The sequence below is a fragment of the Leisingera sp. S132 genome, from assembly GCF_025144465.1.
Taxonomy (GTDB): domain Bacteria; phylum Pseudomonadota; class Alphaproteobacteria; order Rhodobacterales; family Rhodobacteraceae; genus Leisingera.
Genome location: NZ_CP083555.1, coordinates 1 through 20,319, shown reverse-complemented (window position 1 = coordinate 20,319; position 20,319 = coordinate 1). Strand labels below are relative to the sequence as shown.

At 55.2% G+C, this 20,319-nt stretch carries 17 protein-coding genes; 7 read left to right on the top strand and 10 right to left on the bottom strand.

The annotated features are described in order from the left end of the window. A complete protein-coding gene (locus K3725_RS20005; RefSeq protein WP_260018773.1) occupies positions 1 to 2,955 on the top strand; it encodes an FAD-binding and (Fe-S)-binding domain-containing protein in 2,955 nt (984 codons plus the stop codon). 54 nt (positions 2,956 to 3,009) lie between these two features. Here K3725_RS20005 and K3725_RS20000 read toward each other — a convergent pair whose 3' ends face one another. The 3 genes from K3725_RS20000 to K3725_RS19990 form a co-directional block, all read right to left on the bottom strand. Next, positions 3,010 to 3,723 (bottom strand): cytochrome b561 domain-containing protein, encoded by a 714-nt coding sequence (locus K3725_RS20000; protein ID WP_170456304.1) that lies wholly within the window; start codon positions 3,721 to 3,723, stop codon positions 3,010 to 3,012. A 21-nt stretch (positions 3,724 to 3,744) separates the two neighbouring features. After that, the gene (locus K3725_RS19995) at positions 3,745 to 4,233 is read right to left on the bottom strand and encodes a YbhB/YbcL family Raf kinase inhibitor-like protein (protein ID WP_170456303.1); all 489 of its coding nucleotides are present in this window, start codon (positions 4,231 to 4,233) and stop codon (positions 3,745 to 3,747) included. Positions 4,234 to 4,481: 248 nt separating this feature from the next. Then, positions 4,482 to 5,291 carry a helix-turn-helix transcriptional regulator gene (locus K3725_RS19990; protein WP_170456301.1) on the bottom strand — a complete coding sequence of 270 codons (810 nt, stop codon included), beginning with the start codon at positions 5,289 to 5,291 and terminating at the stop codon, positions 4,482 to 4,484. A gap of 172 nt (positions 5,292 to 5,463) precedes the next feature. On the opposite strand from K3725_RS19990, the gene K3725_RS19985 reads away from it, so the two are divergent. From K3725_RS19985 to K3725_RS19965, 5 genes are all read left to right on the top strand, one after another. Next, positions 5,464 to 7,005, top strand: coding sequence for a sugar ABC transporter ATP-binding protein (locus K3725_RS19985; RefSeq protein WP_170456299.1), 1,542 nt, complete (start codon positions 5,464 to 5,466; stop codon positions 7,003 to 7,005). Next, a complete protein-coding gene (locus tag K3725_RS19980) occupies positions 6,992 to 8,065 on the top strand; it encodes an ABC transporter permease (RefSeq protein ID WP_170456297.1) in 1,074 nt (357 codons plus the stop codon). Before K3725_RS19985 ends, K3725_RS19980 begins: the two co-directional genes overlap by 14 nt. 29 nt (positions 8,066 to 8,094) lie before the next feature. After that, a complete protein-coding gene (locus tag K3725_RS19975; RefSeq protein ID WP_260018772.1) occupies positions 8,095 to 9,204 on the top strand; it encodes a substrate-binding domain-containing protein in 1,110 nt (369 codons plus the stop codon). Positions 9,205 to 9,380: 176 nt separating this feature from the next. Then, on the top strand, positions 9,381 to 9,710 hold the full coding sequence (locus K3725_RS19970; protein ID WP_170456294.1) for an NIPSNAP family protein: 330 nt from the start codon (positions 9,381 to 9,383) through the stop codon (positions 9,708 to 9,710). Further along, complete coding sequence (locus K3725_RS19965) at positions 9,707 to 10,267, top strand: thioredoxin domain-containing protein (protein WP_170456292.1); 561 nt, start codon at positions 9,707 to 9,709, stop codon at positions 10,265 to 10,267. The genes K3725_RS19970 and K3725_RS19965 overlap by 4 nt, the downstream gene beginning before the upstream one ends. A 40-nt stretch (positions 10,268 to 10,307) precedes the next feature. On the opposite strand, the gene K3725_RS19960 is transcribed toward K3725_RS19965, so the two are convergent. Further along, positions 10,308 to 11,426, bottom strand: coding sequence for an alkene reductase (locus K3725_RS19960; RefSeq protein WP_170456290.1), 1,119 nt, complete (start codon positions 11,424 to 11,426; stop codon positions 10,308 to 10,310). A gap of 134 nt (positions 11,427 to 11,560) precedes the next feature. Here K3725_RS19960 and K3725_RS19955 point away from each other — a divergent pair, with 134 nt between their 5' ends. Further along, positions 11,561 to 12,520 (top strand): LysR family transcriptional regulator, encoded by a 960-nt coding sequence (locus K3725_RS19955; RefSeq protein ID WP_170456288.1) that lies wholly within the window; start codon positions 11,561 to 11,563, stop codon positions 12,518 to 12,520. A gap of 107 nt (positions 12,521 to 12,627) precedes the next feature. On the opposite strand, the gene K3725_RS19950 is transcribed toward K3725_RS19955, so the two are convergent. The 6 genes from K3725_RS19950 to K3725_RS19925 form a co-directional block, all read right to left on the bottom strand. After that, complete coding sequence (locus K3725_RS19950) at positions 12,628 to 13,551, bottom strand: glycine betaine ABC transporter substrate-binding protein (RefSeq protein ID WP_260018771.1); 924 nt, start codon at positions 13,549 to 13,551, stop codon at positions 12,628 to 12,630. Between the two features lie 111 nt (positions 13,552 to 13,662). Further along, positions 13,663 to 14,670: a zinc-binding alcohol dehydrogenase family protein gene (locus tag K3725_RS19945; protein ID WP_260018770.1), complete on the bottom strand. Its 1,008-nt coding sequence runs from the start codon at positions 14,668 to 14,670 to the stop codon at positions 13,663 to 13,665. An 84-nt stretch (positions 14,671 to 14,754) separates the two neighbouring features. Continuing rightward, on the bottom strand, positions 14,755 to 15,663 hold the full coding sequence (locus K3725_RS19940) for a LysR family transcriptional regulator (protein ID WP_170456284.1): 909 nt from the start codon (positions 15,661 to 15,663) through the stop codon (positions 14,755 to 14,757). Between the two features lie 63 nt (positions 15,664 to 15,726). After that, positions 15,727 to 16,722 (bottom strand): NADPH:quinone reductase, encoded by a 996-nt coding sequence (locus K3725_RS19935; RefSeq protein WP_260018769.1) that lies wholly within the window; start codon positions 16,720 to 16,722, stop codon positions 15,727 to 15,729. A 64-nt stretch (positions 16,723 to 16,786) separates the two neighbouring features. Next, positions 16,787 to 17,905 carry an L-dopachrome tautomerase-related protein gene (locus tag K3725_RS19930; RefSeq protein WP_170456280.1) on the bottom strand — a complete coding sequence of 373 codons (1,119 nt, stop codon included), beginning with the start codon at positions 17,903 to 17,905 and terminating at the stop codon, positions 16,787 to 16,789. Between the two features lie 20 nt (positions 17,906 to 17,925). Then, complete coding sequence (locus K3725_RS19925) at positions 17,926 to 20,319, bottom strand: transketolase (RefSeq protein ID WP_260018768.1); 2,394 nt, start codon at positions 20,317 to 20,319, stop codon at positions 17,926 to 17,928.

The following is a 20,319-nucleotide window of genomic DNA, read 5'->3' as shown; positions in this document are numbered from 1 at the left end:
ATGAAAGATGTGCCTGTAGGAATACCCAGTGTAACGGAGACGGTTCAGAACTATCTTTCTGCGCTGCAAGACGCGGGTTTTGCCGGAGAGGTGACGTCTGATCTCGCGGATCGTGTTGCTTGTTCGACCGACAATTCGATTTACCAGGTCATGCCGCAGGCGGTGATCTATCCGTTTGATGGGGACGATCTGGTCCTTGCGGTTCAGGTCGCGCAAAGGGCGGAGTTCACATCGGTGGTGTTCCTTCCAAGAGGGGGAGGGACATCGACCAATGGACAGTCATTGGGGGGCGGTGTTGTCGTGGATACATCACGCCATATGCGGCGTATTCACGACTATGATCCCGAGACCGGACTGGTTCGTGTCGAACCCGGTCTGGTCCGTGATAAGCTGATTGATTTTCTGGCCCCACATGGGCGGTTCTTTGCGCCGCATGTCTCTACCACAAGCCGGGCGACGATCGGTGGCATGGTGTCAAATGACAGTTCGGGTAAAGGCTCCGTGGTTTATGGAAAGACCTCGGATCACATACACTCGATCGAGCTTGTTCTACCCGACGGAAACGTGGCGACGTTCGATGCGAAAGGTGCAGTTGGCGACAACGACGTAACCCAAGCGGCCGACCGTATCTGTCGTGACGTTGAGAAGAAACTGGCGCCACATTTTGACGAGATAGCGCTGCGCTTCCCAATAATGAAACGTGGCTTTACCGGTTATAATCTGAAAGAGGCTCGGGCACGGGATGGGGGGCTCAACCTGCTAAAGCTCTTGGCCGGGTCAGAGGGGACCCTGGGGTTTATCAAATCTGTCACCCTGAAATCCGAACCGATCCCTGCCCATACGGCGCTTGCGGTGTTGGTGTATGACAGCCATGACACCGGACTAAGGGCGGTCCCGGATCTGCTGGAAGCTCGCCCTCATGCCATCGAATTTATAGACGACAAAATTCTCGGAGCGGCTCTTCGCTCTCCGTTTGCTGAGGATGTTCGCCAGGTCCTGGGGATCACAAATGAAGGTGGTGCTTTTGCTGCGCATTTCTTCGAGATGTCAGATGAGGATGAGCAGGAACTTGCGCGTAGACTTGACAGTCTTAAGGAACATTTGGACAGCCGCATCGCACCTGAGTTGCGCCCCATCGGCATTAAGATCCTTGGATCACCTGAAGATATCGCACGCGTCTGGGAAATCCGCCGGGCGTGTCAGGGGCTGCTCGCGGGATTTGACAAAAACAAACGCGCGGTCGCGTTTATCGAAGACTGCGCAGTGCCACCTGAAAACCTGGCTGACTTTGTCGCAGAGCTGGAAGCCGTTCTGGAAGCACGTAACATTCCTCTGGGGATGTATGGGCATGCAGATGTGGGGTGTGTGCATATCCGGCCGCTCATGAACCTGACGGCGGAAGATGAGCGCCGCCAGATCCGTCAGATTTCGGATGCAGTGTTCGCTCTGACGCAAAAATATGGTGGGCTGTTGTGGGGAGAGCACGGAAAGGGGCTGCGAGGTGAGTACTCCGAGCAGGTGATTGGCAGCGATCTTGTTCAGGTTATGCGCCAGATAAAGACGGTGTTCGATCCGTCGAACCGGATGAACCCAGGAAAAATTGCGCGGCCAATAGATGACCGGGCGCCTGTTTTGGCCTTGGATGAGGTTCCGATGCGCGGTGCCTTTGATGCACAAATTGGGCCCGTGTTGGCTGAGCAGTTTTCCAACACCCTGAGGTGTGATGGTAATGGCGCCTGCTTTAACCAAGATGCCGCACAGCCATTTTGTCCGTCATATAAGATCACAGGCGATCGCCGTCTCTCACCCAAAGGTCGCGCCGGCATGCTGCGTGAATGGGCGCGAGTGCGCTCGACTGGTGATACCGTCGGTGCGCGCGATATCGCAGACGAGCTCAACGTGATCCTCGAGACGTGCCTTGCGTGCAAGGCCTGTGCAGGGGCGGGTTGCCCAGCGAAGGTGGATATCCCCGAGATGAAATCCCAGTTCCTGAACTGGTATCATGAGGACCACAAGCGACCCGTTTCTGATCTTCTCGTAGCCAACCTCGAGCGGGTGGCACCATTGTTGGATCGGATTGGCGGTCTGGTAAATATTTTGCAATCTACCGTGTTGGTCAGGTGGAGCATGGCGTGTGGATTTGGGTTGGTTGACTTGCCTAAGCTTCGCCATCGCCGCGGTTTCTTCGATCAGTTGCAAAAGCTGAATGTTCAGACCATGTCTGCGGCCACCCTGCTTAGGATGGGAGACGCGGAGCGGGCAGAGACTGTTGTAATTGTTCAGGACTGTTTCACAAGTTTCTATGACGCCGACGTTTTGCTGGCCCAGGTTGAACTGGTGAAAAGGCTTGGCTACACCCCGGTCCTGTTGCGCTATCGTGCGGGGGGCAAACCCTTGCATGTAAGAGGGATGTTGAAGCGGTTCAGGCAGATAGCGCAGCAGAACGCACATGATCTTGCGGAACTATTCAAAGCCGGATTCTCGCTTGTTGGTGTCGATGCGGCAACCACGTTGATGTACCGGCACGAATACATCGAAACGCTGCCTAATTGCCCAGATCTAGGCGTGCAACTGCTCAGTGAATGGCTGGATGCGCAAGACTTGCCTCTGCTTGACGGAGATATCTGCTACACGATGATCCAGCATTGCACCGAGCGTTCGCTGGAGCCGCAAACCTCTGTGCAATGGCAGAGTATTTTTGAACGCTGTGGTCTATCGGTCAATCTTGTCAAAGCCGGGTGCTGTGGAATGTCAGGCTTGTTTGGCCATGAGGCTAGCCATCAGGAGATGTCGCGTGGGCTTTATGACGAGAACTGGCGGGCGGTGGTCGAAGCCGAAGCGGAAGGGGGTTTGGTTGCAACCGGTTACTCCTGTCGCTCCCAGGTGAACCGTTTGTCAGACGTACAGGCGCTCCACCCAGCCCAGATCTTGTTAAGCCACCTAAGAAATCGTTGATGTTCATCTGATGAATACATCGGGTGCATATCTAGTGCACCCGATGTCATACATTCAAAGCTCTTCGCGCTCCTTGTTGTAAGGATGTGTCCGGTCATTCCCAAAAACCGAGCGATAGGTGTCGTATCGTTTCCCCAAATGCTCTCGCCAAACAGAAAGCCCAAGCAATAAGATGCTGACCACCACGAGAACTGCGGTCAGGATGGGCATCGGGTATTGCATCAGGCCGGAACCGACAGCTGCGGCAGCACAAAGCATGGTAAAGAACCCTGCGGTTTTGTGGTAAGATTCCATGCGGCGGCGGCGTGGGGTCATGCTGAAATGGTCTCCTTCCCAGGTTTTGGGATCTTCGGGGTCAGCGATCTCGTAGTACCGTCCCCCGTGGGAACCGCGAAAGAATGCCGAAATACCTTGCAGAACCCCAAGTCCGATTGTTGCAAGGCCAAAGATGGAATGCAGCGATCCGGAGACGCCTTGGCTGACGACCAGCGCAACCAACATGCCCGCCAGAGACAGAAGAATTGCCAAGTTCAGCCCCCACTGATGAATGTGAAACCAAACCCACTCCGGACGCCATATGGTTCGATAAGCGGTGATCCCAGTTTTGGTGGGTTTCGGTTTGAAATAGCGCAAAGAGATAATGCCAATGGGGACCAGCACGAACCACACGGTAACCATCAGGATGGCGTGATAATTCCAGTGGATTTCAACCGTGCGGCCAAGGAATTCGAGATAGACCTCTTCGGGGATGTTGTGTTGAGTTTTCATGGTTCCTCCCTCAAATGCGGCTTATTCTTCGCGTGGCCCCGCAATGACCGTAAAGCTGGCTTTGGCCAGTGTGTGCTGGTGAATAAAAAAACCGGCAAGGGCTCCTGTAGCGTTGTCCGGAATGTCCAATGTCTCGGCATTCAGTGCATGCAGATAGAACGTGTATCTGTGCTTACGACCCACCGGAGGGCATGGCCCAAAATAGCCTGGCTCACCAAAATCTGTATTCGCTTCTTTGATACCCTCCGGCAACGGCCCACTGTTTAATCGGGTAATATGCCTTGGAATGTCATAGGCGACCCAATGCCAAAATCCACTGCCTGTGGGGGCGTCTTGATCATAGAAGGTGAGAGCAAAGCTCTTGGTCCCAGCCGGTACGTTCTGCCATTCGAGCCTTGGGCGTTCGTTCTCACCGCTGCAACCAAAACTGTTCAGGTATTGTGCGGCCGAAATGTTGGCGTTTTCTTCAAGTGTGGTGCTGTTGAGTTGCAGTGTTTGCTGATCCGTCACATTTCTCTCCTAGGCCGGAAATTCTGACGACATCGGACCACTTGCGCATTTTAACCACTGACTCGGTGGGGGTGCCTTCAACACTCATCTGACCCAATATCGCCCATTTTCGGTATTTTTGCCAAAAACGGACACTCAGGCATGCGAGATTCGGACAAACTCCTTGGAAATTCGGTCAAAGGCTTCGCGCTGGATGTGCTGGAGGTCTCTTGCTTTGTCGACAGTGCATTGATCCATTCGTCAGCCTTTTAGAGGCTAGATATTTTTTCCGCACTTGGGCGCACCGATCTGGCAAACGCGGAAGGTGTCTTTCCGACATAGTCCAAGAAGGCGTTTGAAAAGGCGGAGCTGCTGGAAAATCCCACCTCAAAGGCTGTCTCGGTCACAGATTTCTTTTCTTTGCGCAGCAGTTCCATGGCCTTGTTCATGCGGAGTTCCCGAATGAACTCCCGCCAGCTTTGCCCTAGTTCGGTTTGCATATGGCGCCGCAGAGTACGTTCGGACATTCCAACATGTTCGGCGACTTCGGGCAAAGAGGTGGCTGGCCCGCGCGACCGCGCAAAATCTATGACCCTCTGGATGGCTGAGTTCTCTGCATAAGGTGTCCACATGATCCTCTCATGTTGGAACCAGCCCGGGACCATATCCCCCAATGTCACAAAAAAGGCCTTGCTTTTGCGTCGACTCCGCTCTTCTTCCGGGCTCCATTTCAGCGAATACTGCGCCATATGCGCCGCGATATCGGGGATTTGGCCAACCCAACAACCGTCGTGGTTCCAGGTTACTTCATTCTTGCAGAACTTCATCACCAAACCAGAAGAGGGCATTCGAATCCGAATTCGAAACATTCGGCCGGCTGGTATGAAAACCATGTAGTCGGCGGGGATCGCCCACTCACCATTGTGGCCGTAAAGCTCGATCTCTCCGGATTGACACATCACCAGTTGCCCGGCGGGTTCTTGCTCCGACTGAAATGAGCTGCGGTCGGCCTTGAATGCTATGGAATGGCTATGCTCCGGGTCGGTGATGCTAAACGGTTTATCCATCTGAATTTCCATAAAATAAGCTTCCCAGCAATGCGATAGAGTGGGTTCTTTGCACAAGTACCAACGTGGCCGATTCAAGAAACATATTGGCCGATTATCGAATGCGGGACAAGTCCGAAATAGTGGATAAATGTCAAATCGTTTAATTTAGGACACCTGAGTTGGCGATGATGGGAGGAAGAACATGGACAAAGAGCGCATCAAAAATGCGGGCGTTCCAGTCTTGTCAATCGAAGGGTTGAACAAGCGGTTTGGTGGAACGAAAGCCGTGACAGATGTCAGCTTTACTGTTTCAAAAGGGGAGATTGTCGCGCTTCTCGGCGAGAATGGCGCGGGCAAGTCAACTCTGATCAAAATGCTCGCCGGGGTTTATTCGGCCGATAGCGGACGCTTCTTGTTTGAAGGTAGCAAATTTGATCCCAGAGGCTCAAATCCGGGCGTGGCATTCATTCACCAGGATTTGGGACTGATTGAATGGATGACCGTCGCCGAGAACATCGGCTTGATGCAGGGGTCGTTTGAACGTCGGTTTGGTCTGATCAACTGGCGATTGACCCGTAAGCGTGCCAGCGAAGCCCTTGCACTGGTTTCCGATGCAATTGACCCGGATATGCGGGTGCAAGAGTTGACGCGTACTGAGAAATCCCTAGTCGCGATTGCGCGGGCTCTCGCGCGCAATGCCAAGTTGCTTGTGTTGGATGAGCCCACGGCGAGCCTTCCGCAGTCAGATGTTGAAATGCTGCACGAGGTTTTATGCCGCCTCAGGGAAACCGGTGTGGCAATGATCTATGTGTCGCATCGCCTGGATGAGGTATTTGCGATCGGCGATCGTGCAGTGGTGTTGCGAGATGGGTTTCTGGTTGGAGATGAGCCAATTGGAAAGCTGGATGGCGATAGCCTGATCCAGTTGATCATTGGGCGCGCATTGGAAGAGGTGTTTGTGCACCCACCCGCGATGGAAAACAGCCCCGTTGCGCTTCGACTGTACGAGATGTGTACCGAAGATGTGGGACCAGTGAGTTTTGAACTGCGCCGCGGAGAGGTCCTGGGGTTGGTTGGGCTTCGCGGCGCGGGGCAGGACGCCGTCGGACACGCCTTGTTTGGACGCAGCCCGATTGAACAAGGCCGTGTCGAGCTTGAAAACGGCGCGCCTCTCAAAACCTCGCATCCACAACAATCCATCGAGCAAGGAATCTGCATGGTGGCTGGTGATCGGAACGCTGAATCCATCGCTCCAGGTCTGACCATTCAGGAGAACCTTTTCATCAACCCGGCGCTGACTGGGCGTAGTAACCTGTCGTTTCGCACACCTGCCGATGAGGCTCGCGAAGCGCGCAGCATTGGTGACGCGTTCGATATCCGCCCCAACGATCCAGCGGCACCCATTGAAACTCTGTCAGGTGGCAACCAGCAGAAAGTTGTGATGGCCAGGTGGATGAGCGTTGGAGGCTCGGTCCTGATCTTGGAAGATCCAACTGCGGGCGTGGATGTTGGGTCAAAAGCCGACATCTACGCACTTCTGGCCAAAGCGCTGGAAAACGGGCTTGCGGTGCTACTTATCTCGACCGATTTCGAAGAGGTGGCCGCATTGAGTCACCGCGCTTGCGTCTTTCATGACGGCCAAATTGTTGCGGAGATCCCGCAAGAAGACCTCTCAATCACATCCCTACTGAATGCCGCGTCTTTGGATCCGGCGAGCAAGGAGCCCAGCCATGCAATCGCTTGAATCCAACGCACTCGAACCGACACAGGCACAGTTGAAAGGCCTTTCGACCCCCGCAAAGATCATACGCTTCCTGCCAGTTTACGGTCTGCCGATCCTGACGCTCGGGTTAATCCTGCTGTTTTCAGTTTTGCTACCTCAAACTTTCCCGACCTATTTGAACTTGCGCGCAATTCTAGGGGAAAAGTCGGTAATCGCGTTGCTGTCGTTAGCCGCAATGATCCCGATGATGACGGGCCGGATCGACCTGACAGTAGGATATGGGATCGTCATTTGGCACGTGCTCGCGATCAGTTTGCAAACGGTCTATGGATTCGATTGGACCATTGCCGTCGTCATCGTGTTGCTTGGGGGCTGCGCTTTGGGTTTGCTGAATGGCCTGTTGGTCGAGGTGGCTCGGATTGACAGCTTTATCGCCACGCTAGGAACGGGCACGGTCATTTACGCATTGGCGCTTTGGCATACCGGCGGTCGACAAGTGATCGGCGCGTTGCCCGAGGCGTTTACTGGCATCTATGCACACACAATTTTCGGCCTGCCAATTGCAGCGTTCTATGTCCTGGCTATCGCAATCGTGCTGTGGGTGGTGTCCGAATACCTGCCAATTGGCCGCAATCTTTATGCCATTGGCGCAAACTCGAGAGCAGCTGAACTGAACGGTATCCGTACCCGCCGTTATGTGATCGGAGCATTTATCGCGTCTGGCCTGATCGGTGCGATTGCCGGGATTGTTCTGGCGGCGAAACTGCGCATTGGCCAGGCCAGTGTTGGGCTCGAATTCCTTCTGCCTGCCTTGGTCGGTGCATTTCTGGGATCCACGACCATCAAACCGGGGCGCGTGAATGTCTGGGGCACGATGGTTGGCGTGATCATCCTGGCTGTCGGCATCTCGGGGATCCAGCAACTTGGCGGTGCGTTCTTTGTGGAGCCACTCTTCAACGGGGCCACCCTTTTGATTGCGATCGGCATTGCTGGCTACGCACAGCGCAAGCGGAGCTCCGTGCGTCATGCCCGTGTTCCCGACGTGAAAGCGGAAGCCAACGACCAACAAAAACAAGCCTGAAACATAGACGTTCAACGAGGAGGAAAACCATGAACACGACACTTCAAAAAGCGGTCTTCGCCGCGATGCTGGCCGGATCGGCGTTTGGCGGACAAATGGCGCTGGCAGATGCGGTCAGCGATGCCAAAGCCTACGTTGCTGCTGCCTCGGCGCCCAATGCACCCTGGACTGGGCCGACGGCCGGCCCGGAAGCCCAGCAAGGCAAAACCGTGGTCTATGTCTCTGCGGATCAGCGGAACGGAGGCGCACTTGGAGTGAGCGAGGGCGTCAAGGAAGCGGTTGCAGCCATTGGTTGGGATCTTCGCATCATTGATGGACAAGGATCGGTTTCCGGGCGCTCATCCGCTATGCAACAGGCGATCGCGTTGCAACCTGACGGAATTATCCTGGGCACGATCGATGCCAATGAACAGGCCGAGGCGATCCGTCAGGCGGATGAGGCGGGCATTGTGGTTGTAGGATGGCATTCGACCGCCTCCACTGGACCGTCGGACAAACATCCGATTTTCACAAACATCACGACCGACCCTCTTGAGATTTCGCGAGCTGCGGCGTCGCTCGCGGTCGCCGACAGTGATGGCACGGCAAATGTGGTGATTTTCACTGACAGTGTGTACGAGATTGCGATCGCGAAATCCGATGCCATTGCCGAAGTAATCAGTGCCTGCGAAGGGTGTAAGATCCTCTCAGTCGAAGACACGCCTCTGGCCGAGGCCAGCACGCGGATGCCGCCCCTGACAAACGCGCTGCTGCAGCGTTTTGGGGAGGACTGGACCTATTCTCTGACCATCAATGATCTGCCGTTTGATTTCATGGCTCCAGCTCTGATTTCGGCGGGCAAGGAGCAAGGTGGGTTCCCGAGGAATATTTCGGCAGGAGACGGGTCCGAGGCAGCATTCCAGCGCATCCAGCAGAACTTCTATCAATACGCGACTGTTGCGGAACCGCTTAATCTGCATGGCTGGCAGGCCGTTGATGAAATGAACCGTGCGCTGGCGGGAGAAGAGCACTCTGGATTTGTGGTGCCGGTTCATCTCTTCACTCCTGACAACGTGATGGAAGATGGTGGCGCCGATCTGTCTTATGATCCCGGCAATGGTTATCGCGATGTCTATCGCAGCATCTGGGGTGTGAACTAAGCCTTACAGGTCCAGGACTATGGCAGGCCCGCCTAATAGGGCCTGCGACTGGATCGGCTGCTTATGCATGATCCAGCCCCTGCCGGAAGTGACCTCTCCCCACGCTTCCGGCAGATTTCTGTTCAAAAAGGACCGAGTTCAGACGCACAAGATACATCTCACCGGAAGGAAACAGCATGTTATTTGACCTCAGAACATACCGCACCCGCCCCGGTACATTGCCAAAGCAATTGGCGCTATACGAAGAACTTGGGTTCGAAGCGCAAAAGCGGCATTTGGGAAACCCTGCCTTTTATGGTGTCGTCGAAAGTGGCGATGTGAATGCCTATATACATCTTTGGCAGTATGAGAATGCGGCGGATCGCGAGACGCGCCGCAAGGCCCTTTATGACGACGCCGATTGGTTGGCGTATCGTCAAGCCGGCGCGGAGCTGGGCTATCAAACCGAACAACACAACACGTTGCTGAAGCCTGCCAAGTTCTGGCTGCCCGGAACACGCAAATGAACCAGGATACAACAAAACCCGATCCGCTGGTTTGGGGGCAGGGAGGCCCTGTTTTCGAGGTGTTTCTAGAGCCAACTTGCCCGTTTTCAGCAATTGCTTTTGGAAAGCTCGCTTCTTTGCAAAAGGAGTTCGGAGAGAATGGGCTTGTTTTGCAGGTTTGGTTGCAGTCGCAACCCTGGCACATGTTCTCAGCAATTATCTGTCGCGCGATCCTGGCCGCGTCCTGCTGTGCTGATGGAAAAGCGTCTGCCTGGGCTGTGATGGAAGCCATTTACTCTCAACCTGAGAATTTCGAGTTTGAGCATCACTGCTCAGGTCCGAATATGGACGTGACGCCGAATGCTCTTATCGAGCGGATTGAATCTGTCAGCGGTGTCCCGTTGAAAGAGCAGTTTGCGCGGCATGATCTGGATCGGGAAATCAAAAAGCACGTCAAATATGCCCGGCAAAACGGCATTCACGCCTCCCCGACATTTATGGTCAACGGCATCGTAGATCCCGGTTTGGGAAGCCGCGATCCCATTGGAAACTGGGTGGATGCCCTGAGACAAGCGTAATGCGTTGGCGGCCCCATCAGGCCGCCAACCGTTGTTGGATTTATTCACCTGCGATTTCGAGCGCATCGTCGTGGTCAGGATAGTCGGAATACCCTACCGCAGTTCCACCAAACAGGTTTGCCGGGTCGAAATCGGCCAAAGGCAGACTTTCAGAAAACCGGCGAGGCAAGTCTGGATTGGCGATGAATGGTCGGCCATAGGCCACGATGTCGGCCAACCCATCGCTGATGATTTTCTCGCCACGTTCCTGAGTGTATTTTCCAGCAACGATAATGGTTCCCGAATACACCTTGCGTAGATCGTGGCGGAATTGTTCGGGTACGATAGGGGCATCATCCCAGTCGGCTTCGGACAGATGAACATACGCAATCCCGATGTCGTTCAAAGCCTCGGCGGCTTTCAGGATCACCTCGATGATCTCGTCATCTGCCATGTTGCGTTGGGTGATGTAGGGCGACAGCCGAATGCCGGTCTTGTCGGCGCCAATCTCATCGGCGACGGCTTTGGTGACCTCGCGCAGGAAACGGATACGGTTTTCCTGTGACCCGCCATAGTCATCCGTGCGCTGATTTGAAGACCGACGCAGGAACTCGTCGATCAGATATCCGTTTGCCCCATGAATTTCGACACCGTCAAATCCAGCGGCAATCGCATTGGCCGCACCTTGTCGGAAATCTTGAATGATGTCTGTGATCTCAGCTTTTGACAGCGCCCGCGGAACAGGGCAATCTACCATGCCACCTTCGCCAGTTTCCGGGTCAACGATCCAAACTTGTGCGTCTGGTGACAGAGCGGATGGCGCAACGGGTTTGCCATCAGTGTGAAAGCTTTCGTGGCTCATCCGCCCCACATGCCAAAGCTGCAAAAAGATGTGCCCTCCGACCTTGTGAACCGCATCTGTAACCAGTTTCCAGCCTTCGATCTGATCCGGGGTGAAGATGCCCGGGGTGAACGAGTATCCTTTGCCCTGGTTAGAGATTTGGGTGGCCTCGGTGATGATCAGGCCGGCGCTGGCACGCTGTGCGTAATACTCAGCCATCATTGCATTTGGGATATCGCCGGGTTGCGTTGTGCGGGCCCGCGTCATCGGCGCGACAGCAATGCGGTTGGGGAGGTTGAGGGGCCCCATCGTAAGGGGTTTGAACAGTTCTTTAGTCATGAACCTAGGTCCTTTTAGTTTTAAATTTGTTGCGAGCAGTTACCTGCTTGGCATTTCCAGTTGGACCTTCGCTTTTTTAGAAAAACTTGTTAATAGTCGTGTCAGCATAAAACCTTTTAGGATTGTCAAAGAATATGATCGAGAAAATTTCTGATCTGAGGCTGTTTAAACGCATCGTGGAACTTGGTTCACTTAGCGCGGCTGCAGGTGATATTGGGATCTCTCCAGGCTCAGCCTCTCTTCGCTTGTCAGCCATGGAGAGATCAGTCGGTGCCACCTTGTTTCGCCGGACTACACGACAGTTGCACCTAACATCGGCAGGCGAAGAGTTTCTTGAAGTTTCGTTAAATATTCTCAATGATCTGGCTGCTTTTGACGAACAGATTTCGCGTGAAAAACGAGAACTGTCCGGAATGATCAAGGTGACGGCCCCAGTGGATCTAGGCCGAAACTATATCGCTCCGTCGTTGGATCGGTTTGTCGAAGCGAACCCCGGTATTTCGGTGGACCTGGTGTGTACCGACCGCGTGACAGACCTAACTGAACGCGGGATCGATATTGCAGTGCGATACGGGGCGTTAATGGATAGCAGCCTGCGCATTCGACGCGTGTCCTCAAACAAGCGGATTCCGGTCGCTTCTCCTGAATATGTGGAGCGGGAAGGCGTTCCGGAGCATCCGAAGGATCTCGGGCGCCATGACTGTATGCTGCTGTCTTCTTTGGGGGACAAGAATGATACTTGGACATTTGTTGAGAACACCAAGGCGCTGACGGTGCGGGTCTCAGGTTCCAGGGCAACAAATGATGGTGAGGTGTTAAGGCGGTGGGCTCTAGAAGGCAAAGGTATCGCGTTGAAGTCTGCCTGGGATGTGGCGGAAGATTTGAACTATGGCCGTCTTGTGCCACTTCTGGTCCCGTTCTGCCCCCCCTCCGTGGATTTGCAACTCGTATTTCCACCGCTCGCGCGCCAACCGACCAAGGTGCGTCGTCTGGCGGATCACATCATCCGGGAATTGAAGATCCTGGACAAATGCCTGGAGACCATCAGTCTGAAGCCGCACTATTTGACCAATGACGGTGCCGCTCGTGAATGAGTAAGCCGAGGCGCTGCCGTCCACCTTGGAGAAATCAGATGTGCACAGAATTGGACCGAACGTGAAAGCGCTTCGGGTTATTTGAGTGGAAGTGGCAGATTGCCCAATTACCCTGTGGCAATCCAAGCCTCGCACAAATCGGGGTTTGCTGTGATCCACGAGCGGGCGACATCAGATAGATTACGCCCATCGATGCAGATTTCGCGATCCAAGCGAGACACCGTTTCATTCCCGAGGTGCATACGGTCAAGAAGTGCGCGGCCTTGGGCATTCAGCTTGTGGACCGCATCCTTTCGTAGCACCAAGGTTGCGTCGTCTCGCCCACCAAGCAAGCCCAATGGATCCTCCAATTCACGCAATTTGGACTGCCCGTGCAGCCACTGAGGATGCCAGAGCGGCACGATCGCCAATTCGCCCTTGGCTTCTGCATCCAAGTAAGCAGAGGTACACTCATCAAGAGTTCCATTTTCAAAGTGGAACCCTAGCGTATCAAGTTGATAATCTCGAACCATTTGCTTCGAAAATCTGCTGATGCCAGCTCCGGGACCAATGCCCTGAATGCGCTTGCGAAACAGTGCGGCAACCTGTGGATCAGCCAGATCAGCAACCGAGCGAATGTGCTGCGGGGCCCGGTCTGAAATGCCCCAGATACAATAGGGGTTATAGATGACGGAGAGTTTCAACAGATCGTCTGCGTACGGCCCGATGTAAGTTCCATGACTGGCAGGAAGCCAGGCGGATACGACTAGATCCACGTCACCTGCTTTTTGCATGGCGTACATGTCTTCATGGGGGGCTTCTATTACGTCCACTTCATGGCCGGTATTTGTTAGCAGCTCACAAAGAACTGCCGCCGCTGCCTTGTGAAAGCTAAGCGCGATTTGCCCAACAACCAAAGGTGTGTTCATCAGTAATTTCCTTCGTTCAATAAGCAGTTCCGGTCCGGAGCCGAACAAACACTTAGGAGTTTTGGCCTCTGCAAGATCGGAACAGACCATGTGCGTGTGGGCTGTTTGCGCCACGGTATCCATCGTTGCACTGGGTGACATTGCAGCGATGTCAAAACAATCAGCCAGTTTGGAAATCACAATTTGTCAGATTTGAAGAATGGAGGAGGCGGGTGCCTCCTCCACTACACGACATTAGTACGTCACTGAGATCTTACCGATTGTAGTGCCTGTTTCGATGGATTGATGAGCCGCCTTGAAAGATGCAGCGCTGAGCCCTGAAAACTCTTGTGTAACGGTTGAACGCAGCTTGCCCGTATCCGCGAGGCTTGCAATTTCGGCAAGAATCTCGCCTTGCCGTGCCAGGTCAGATGTGTTGAACAAGGATCTCGTGAACATAAGTTCCCATACGAAAGTTACGGACTTGCCCTGAAGTTTTGACAGATCAACGCCTCCATCAAACTCAACAATGGCACCGATTGTGCCCTGAGGCGCAATAAGGTCTGCCATTGCCTCCCAATGACCTTTGGTGTCTGCCGCGTTGAAAATGTAATCTACATTCTCAAACCCAAGATCGTGCACGGATGACACCAGATTGCGGTGATCAGCCACATGATCCGCGCCCATACGCTGAACCCAGTTACGGGTTTCCGAGCGTGAAGCCGTTGCGATGACCGTCATTTTCGTCAGGGCTTTTGCAAGCTGGATCATGGTTGAGCCAACACCGCCTGCTCCACCGATGATCAGCAGCGAGCCGCTCTGACCTTTGGACAGTTTCATGCGATCAAATAGCGCTTCATAGGCCGTCAAAGATACCAGGGGCAGGGCTGCGGCTTCTGCATTTGCCAGGGTTTGAGGAGCTTTTGCGGTAATCCTAGCATCCACCGCCTGATACTCTGCATAAGAGCCATCGCGGGTGACATCGCCAGCGTAAAACACGCGGTCCTCAAGCGCAAAGCCTGTTACCGCCGAGCCCATTGCTTCAATGGTTCCTACGGCGTCATATCCGAGGACCCGCGGGGTTTCCCTGTCTTGATCCTGCGCCGATCGAATGCGGATTTTGGCATCTGCAGGGTTCACGGAAACTGCATCAATCCGCACAATCAAATCGTGTTCAAGTGGTTCGGGCTTGGGTACTTGGTACTCTTTGAGTGAAGCAGGGTGATCGATAGGGTAAGAGCGGGTAAATCCAACGGCTTTCATTTGGTGTCCTTTTCGTTGCTGTTTTGGATGTAGGCAACGTTCAACGAAGGATAATCTCGGAGGAGCCCAAGTCAGATTTTGGGTTTATGAAACAATCGTTCCAAGGCCGGTTTTGCGAAACCGTTCCTCAAGAAAGCTGGTAAATGCCTGTACTCTTGGTAGAGTGGTCCGGCTGGCGGGGCGGACTGCCCATACCTGCCATTCTGGTGAAACGGTATGACTGGGCAAGACACGTATCAGTCGCCGGGTCTTTAGGTGCTCTGATATGTCCCAGACAGATTTAAGCCCGATCCCTATCCCCTGAAGCGTAGTATCGGTCACCGCCTCGCCAAAGTTTGTGGTGAAGTTTCCGCCGACACGTACTTCTGTAATGTTCCCTGCCTCATCCTTGAGCGCCCAATTTCGCGTTTCGCCAAGCACGATACAGCGGTGTGATTTCAGGTCCGAGGGTTGCTGTGGAACGCCGAACTTCTCCAGATAGTCCGGCGAGGCGACAAGCAGCCGTGGATTGGGCGCAAGCTTGCGGGCCAACAGCGTTGATGAGTTCAGCATCCCAACCCGGATTGCCAGATCATACCCCTGCTCCACGATGTCGATGATGGAATCATTAAGGTCGAGCTTCAGTGTGACATCTGGGTATTGATTAAGGAATTCGCCGATATGGGGGACAATCTGTGAGCGCCCAAAAGAGGCCGAAGCGGTCACGCGCAGTTCACCTGCAACCTGTCCTTTGACAGTGGAAACCGCTGCTCTTGCTTCTTCGACGCTGTCGAGAACCCTTTGCGCATGCTCCAGGAATAGCTCTCCGTCCGGCGTAAGAGACACTGCTCGGGTTGTCCGGTTGAGAAGCTTGGTTCCCAGATCCGCTTCGAGCATCTGTATGCGCTGGGTCGTAGCCGTGGGCGATAGCCGGAATTCTTCGCCCGCCCGTCCGAGGGCTCCAAGAGCGGCCACTCGGACGAAAAGTTCCAGCGATTTCAAGTCAAAGGTCATTCTTTGAGTGAGCCAAACAAAGGAGGCAAAATCAATCGCTTTATTTGTAGCAACGGCATGGCCTCAAACGGTCAGAATGATTTTTCCGGCAAAGCCGCCCTGTTCAGCGAACTCATGCGCGGCCACAATCTGGTCCAGAGGGAATGACCGCTCGACCTTGAGTTTCAATGTTCCGGTCTGAAGACATGCGTTTATGTCCGCAATCGCATTCTGTTGCGCTTGGGCGGAGATTGCGTAGACAAATACGAACCTGACGACCGCATTTGTTATCAGAAGGGAGCGATAGGGTAGTGGAGCGGCAGGGTCACTGGTAGCATAGTGCGCAATGACGCCGCCCTGTTTGAGGTAGAGATGTGCCTCCTTCATCGTATCGGACAGGGCCACATCAACAATCCGGTCAATTCTTTCTCCGCCGGTGATGGCCAGGATTGCGTCGGGCAGGTTTTCTTCCCGGTAATTGATGATGTAGTCTGCCCCGGCTTGGCGAGCGATCTCCGCTTTTTCGGGTCCGCTGACCGTGGCGATCACCCGCGCACCGGCCCATTTCGCCAGGGCGATGGCGCATTGGCCAACGGCACCGGCCCCTCCGGTAACCAGAACCCACTGGCCTTTGACCGGCCCGTCCGCCATCAGAGCGCGATGAGCGGTCATCGCAGGCACGCCTAGACAAGCACCCTGTTCGAAGGAGATGCCATCAGGCAGCGGGGCCGCAAGTTCGGCTTTGACCACGATCTGCTCCGCGGCGGTGCCCCTGTTGCCCTGGGCTAGGCCGTCTTCAGTACGGTTCACATTGAACAGCCAGACACGCTGGCCGATTTGGTCGGAGGAAATCCCCTTGCCCACAGCCTCAATGATGCCGGCACCATCTGAATGAGGGGTTACATCGCCATCAGGCAACGGGCCCTGAGCGCCCGAGCGGACCTTATAGTCTGACGGATTGATTCCGCTGGCGTGAATACGCACGCGCACTTCGCCTGATCCAGGTTCAGGTACGGCGCCGTTTGTGATGCGGAAACTGTCTTTTGCGGCTCCTTGGCCAACTACGGATACGGTTTTCATGTGTGTGTCTACTTCAAAAAAGGGTCCGCGCGGATAACCGTGCGGACAAGTTTGGGGAGAGGTGTCAGTGTCCGATGCGCCCTGGTGCCTCAGGGCGGAATCGGTAGATCAGGTAAGGCGCCTCGTTTCTTGCCTCACCATCGTTGAACAGAGCGGCTTTGGAAATCTGGGCTGCGGAAACATACATGTAGCCGTCCAACGCATAGCTTACGCCATCAGGCCAGGACAGATCCTCTGCCACGGCGTAACGGCGGTATTCCCGGCTGTCTGCCGGGATGATCCCGACAGCGTTAGTTTCCACTTCAGTCAGATAGAGGTTTCCAGCTTGGTCGATCGACAGACCGCCGTTGTTGGGCTTGTCCGCATAGCGTTCGACCCGCGCGCCCAGTTCGACCTCGGACAGAGTTTCGTTCAGAAGATCGGCAAAACGGATGCGATAGATGGCAGAGCCGTTAAGTGGGCCATAATACAACCATTCGAAATCCGTATCCGCAGCGATACCGTCCGCACCCACCTTGATTACGGCCTGCCCGCCATTGCCATCCGGGACGGTCAGTGGCTTGCCATCCACTACGATCGCTACATCCTCGGGCAAGGTCGACACGTGACCTTGCAAAACGCGCCGCGTGGCGCCAGTCTTCATGTCGACGATGACCAATGCCGCCGTCGTTCCGTCGCCGCCTGGCCCGATGCCTTCGTCGGCGATGACGAACACGCCATCCTTGTGATTGACGACAAAATCGTTGTGTTGGCTTTCGGGGCGCGAAGCCGGGGCAGGAATGTAATAGATTTTTTCTAGGCGATCCTCCCAGGTGTTCCAGCCCACCAGCTTGGGTGTCAGCCCGGTGCGCTGACCCATGTCGAGGATCCAGACGATCCCGTTTTCATCGCCGCGAAGACCCAGAACGCTGTCGAAGTAGTGGTCGGTTCCATCCCGTGGTGTGTTCCATTCGGTGTTGGGAAACGGGGCAAATGATTTGCCGTCTTCGCCCAGTTCGGCCACCCGGATTTCAGGCGAAAAGAACGGGTGATGGCTATAGATGATCCGATTGTCCGGCGTGAATGTAATATTGCCAACAGATTGCGGGAGTTCGGCAACGACCTCAGCAGTTTGCGGGGTCTCGCTCCAGGCTGGAAAGGCGATGGCCGCACTCACACAGAGCGAGGTGACAAGGTGTTTCATGGTTTCTTACCCTCTTGGTTTCAGCTAATTCGGGCCAGACGGAGCGGGCGTCCGTTGAGTGCTAGTTCCGCCGCTCGCATGATCGCATCGGCGTCGATGCGGTGAGCGCGATACAGATCTGCAATTGATCCGGTCTGCCCAAAATGCTCGACTCCAAGAGGGCGTACCCGCTGACCCAAGACCGACCCAAGCCAGGACAAGGCGAGGGGATGCCCATCCGTAACCGTGACGATGGCCGCATCCCTGCTGACCTCGGACAACAGCGTTTCGACATGGGATTGCGCATTGGGATGCCCCAGAGCGCGAGCCCGGTCCGCGGCGTGCCACCCCGCGTTAAGCCGATCCGCCGATGTGATCGCCAGCACCCCGATGTCGCGCTGATCCTGTCCAATTCGCCCGGCAGCGGTAATCGCTTCGGCTGCTACCACGCCGGTATAGGCGATCACGAGGCCGCAACCCGGACCTGGCTTGCGCAGCCAGTAACCGCCATTGACGATGTCGCGCCTTAGCCTGTCATCCAATGTGCGTGTCGGCTGTTCCAGCTTGTGGGTGGACAGGCGCAGATAGACCGATCCGCCGGTTTCATCGCGCAGCCAGTCGCCTTGCTCAGGAGTCTCTTCTCCGTCACGCTGCAAGTAGTCGAATGACCATTCCAGGATGCATCCAAGCTCGTCCACGAAGGCAGGTTCGAAACTGGCCAGACCATCTTGCGATATACCGATCAGCGGTGTTCCGATGGATTGATGCGCGCCGCCCTCGGGCGCCAGGGTGATGCCGGATGGCGTCGCGGTCACAATGAAGCGGGCATCCTGGTAACAGGCATAGTTCAGCGCATCCTTGCCGCGTTCGATGAAGGGATCGTACAGCGTCCCGATGGGGATTAGCCGCTCGCCGAATAGCGCGTGCGACAGTCCTGCTGCACCGAGCAGGGTAAAGAGATTCATCTCGGCAATGCCCAGCTCGATATGCGCGCCTTCAGGCGAAGCAGCCCATTTCTGCATCGAGGCAATGCCCCGATCCCGAAACTCGTCCGTAATCGGGGTCTTGGCAAAAACCCCCTTGCGGTTCACCCATCCAGCTAGCCCTGTTGAGGTTGCTACATCCGGTGCCATCGTCAGGATGCGATCCGATAGAGGTGATGAGCCGCGCGCAAGATCGTCCAGCAGCTTGCTGAAACCTTCCTGCGTCGACAGAGCGGCTTTTGCCGATATAGGCGCCAAATCCGGCACGTCGATACGCGCGGCGGTGTAACGTCGACAACCTTGCGCGATGAAGGGCACTTGATTCAGGAATGCATCGTATTCGGCGGCGGGGCGGGGCAGACCCTCGAAAAGGTCCCATTCATGCCCGGTGCGAATTTGGTGCGAACCACGCAATGTTCCCAACTGGGCGCTGTTGATCTGGCCCGAGTGGTTATCCTTGTGACCCGCAAGAGGCAGACCATAGCCCTTGACTGTGTAAAGGATGAAGCAAACGGGGCGATCATGGTCGATTGAAGCAATAGTCTGCATCAAGCTGCGCTGGTCGTGACCACCCAGGTTGGTCATCAGCCTAGCGAGTTCGTCATCCGTGCGGCTCTCGATCAGGCGGCTAACATCGCCCTGATCGCCAAGATCGTTCAGCAATTGTTCGCGCCAAGCGGCTCCGCCGGAAAAGGTCAACGCCGCATAGGTCTGATTGGAACAACCATCTATCCAGTCGCGCAACTGTTCGCCCCCTGGTTCGGCGAACGCTGCCTCTAGAAGTGACCCGAACTTGAGCTCGACCACTTCCCAGCCCATCGAAACAAAAACATCGCGAAAAAAAGCATTCTGCGCGTCCTTCGTGACTGCATCTAGGCTTTGCCGGTTATAGTCGATGAACCACCAGCAATTGCGAAGATCGTGTTTCTTGCCCTCAAGCAGCGCCTCGTAGAGGTTGCCCTCGTCCAGTTCGGCATCGCCAAGGATGGAGATCATGCGCCCCGGAACCCGCTTGCCCCAACCCTTGGCGGCAACGTAGTCCTGCACCATCGCAGAAAACACCGCCATCGCCCCTCCCAGGCCGACCGAACCTGTGGAAAAATCCACGTCATCGGCATCCTTTGTACGGGACGGATAAGATTGCGCACCGCCGAATCCACGGAAGTTTTCAAGGTTCTCGCGGGTCTGCCTCCCGAGGAGGTACTGCCAGGCATGAAAAATCGGAGAAGCGTGCGGTTTGACGGCGACCCGGTCCTCGGGCTGCAGCACCGCGCCATAGAGTACGGCCATAAGGGTTGAGAGTGAAGCCGACGACGCCTGATGACCACCAACCTTGAGAGAATCCGATTTCGGGCGGATGGAGTTGGCGTGGTGTATCGTCCATGTCGATAGCCAGAGTGCCTTTTTCTCGAGGTCTTCAAGAACGGTGGAGTGTGCGCGATGGTCCGACAT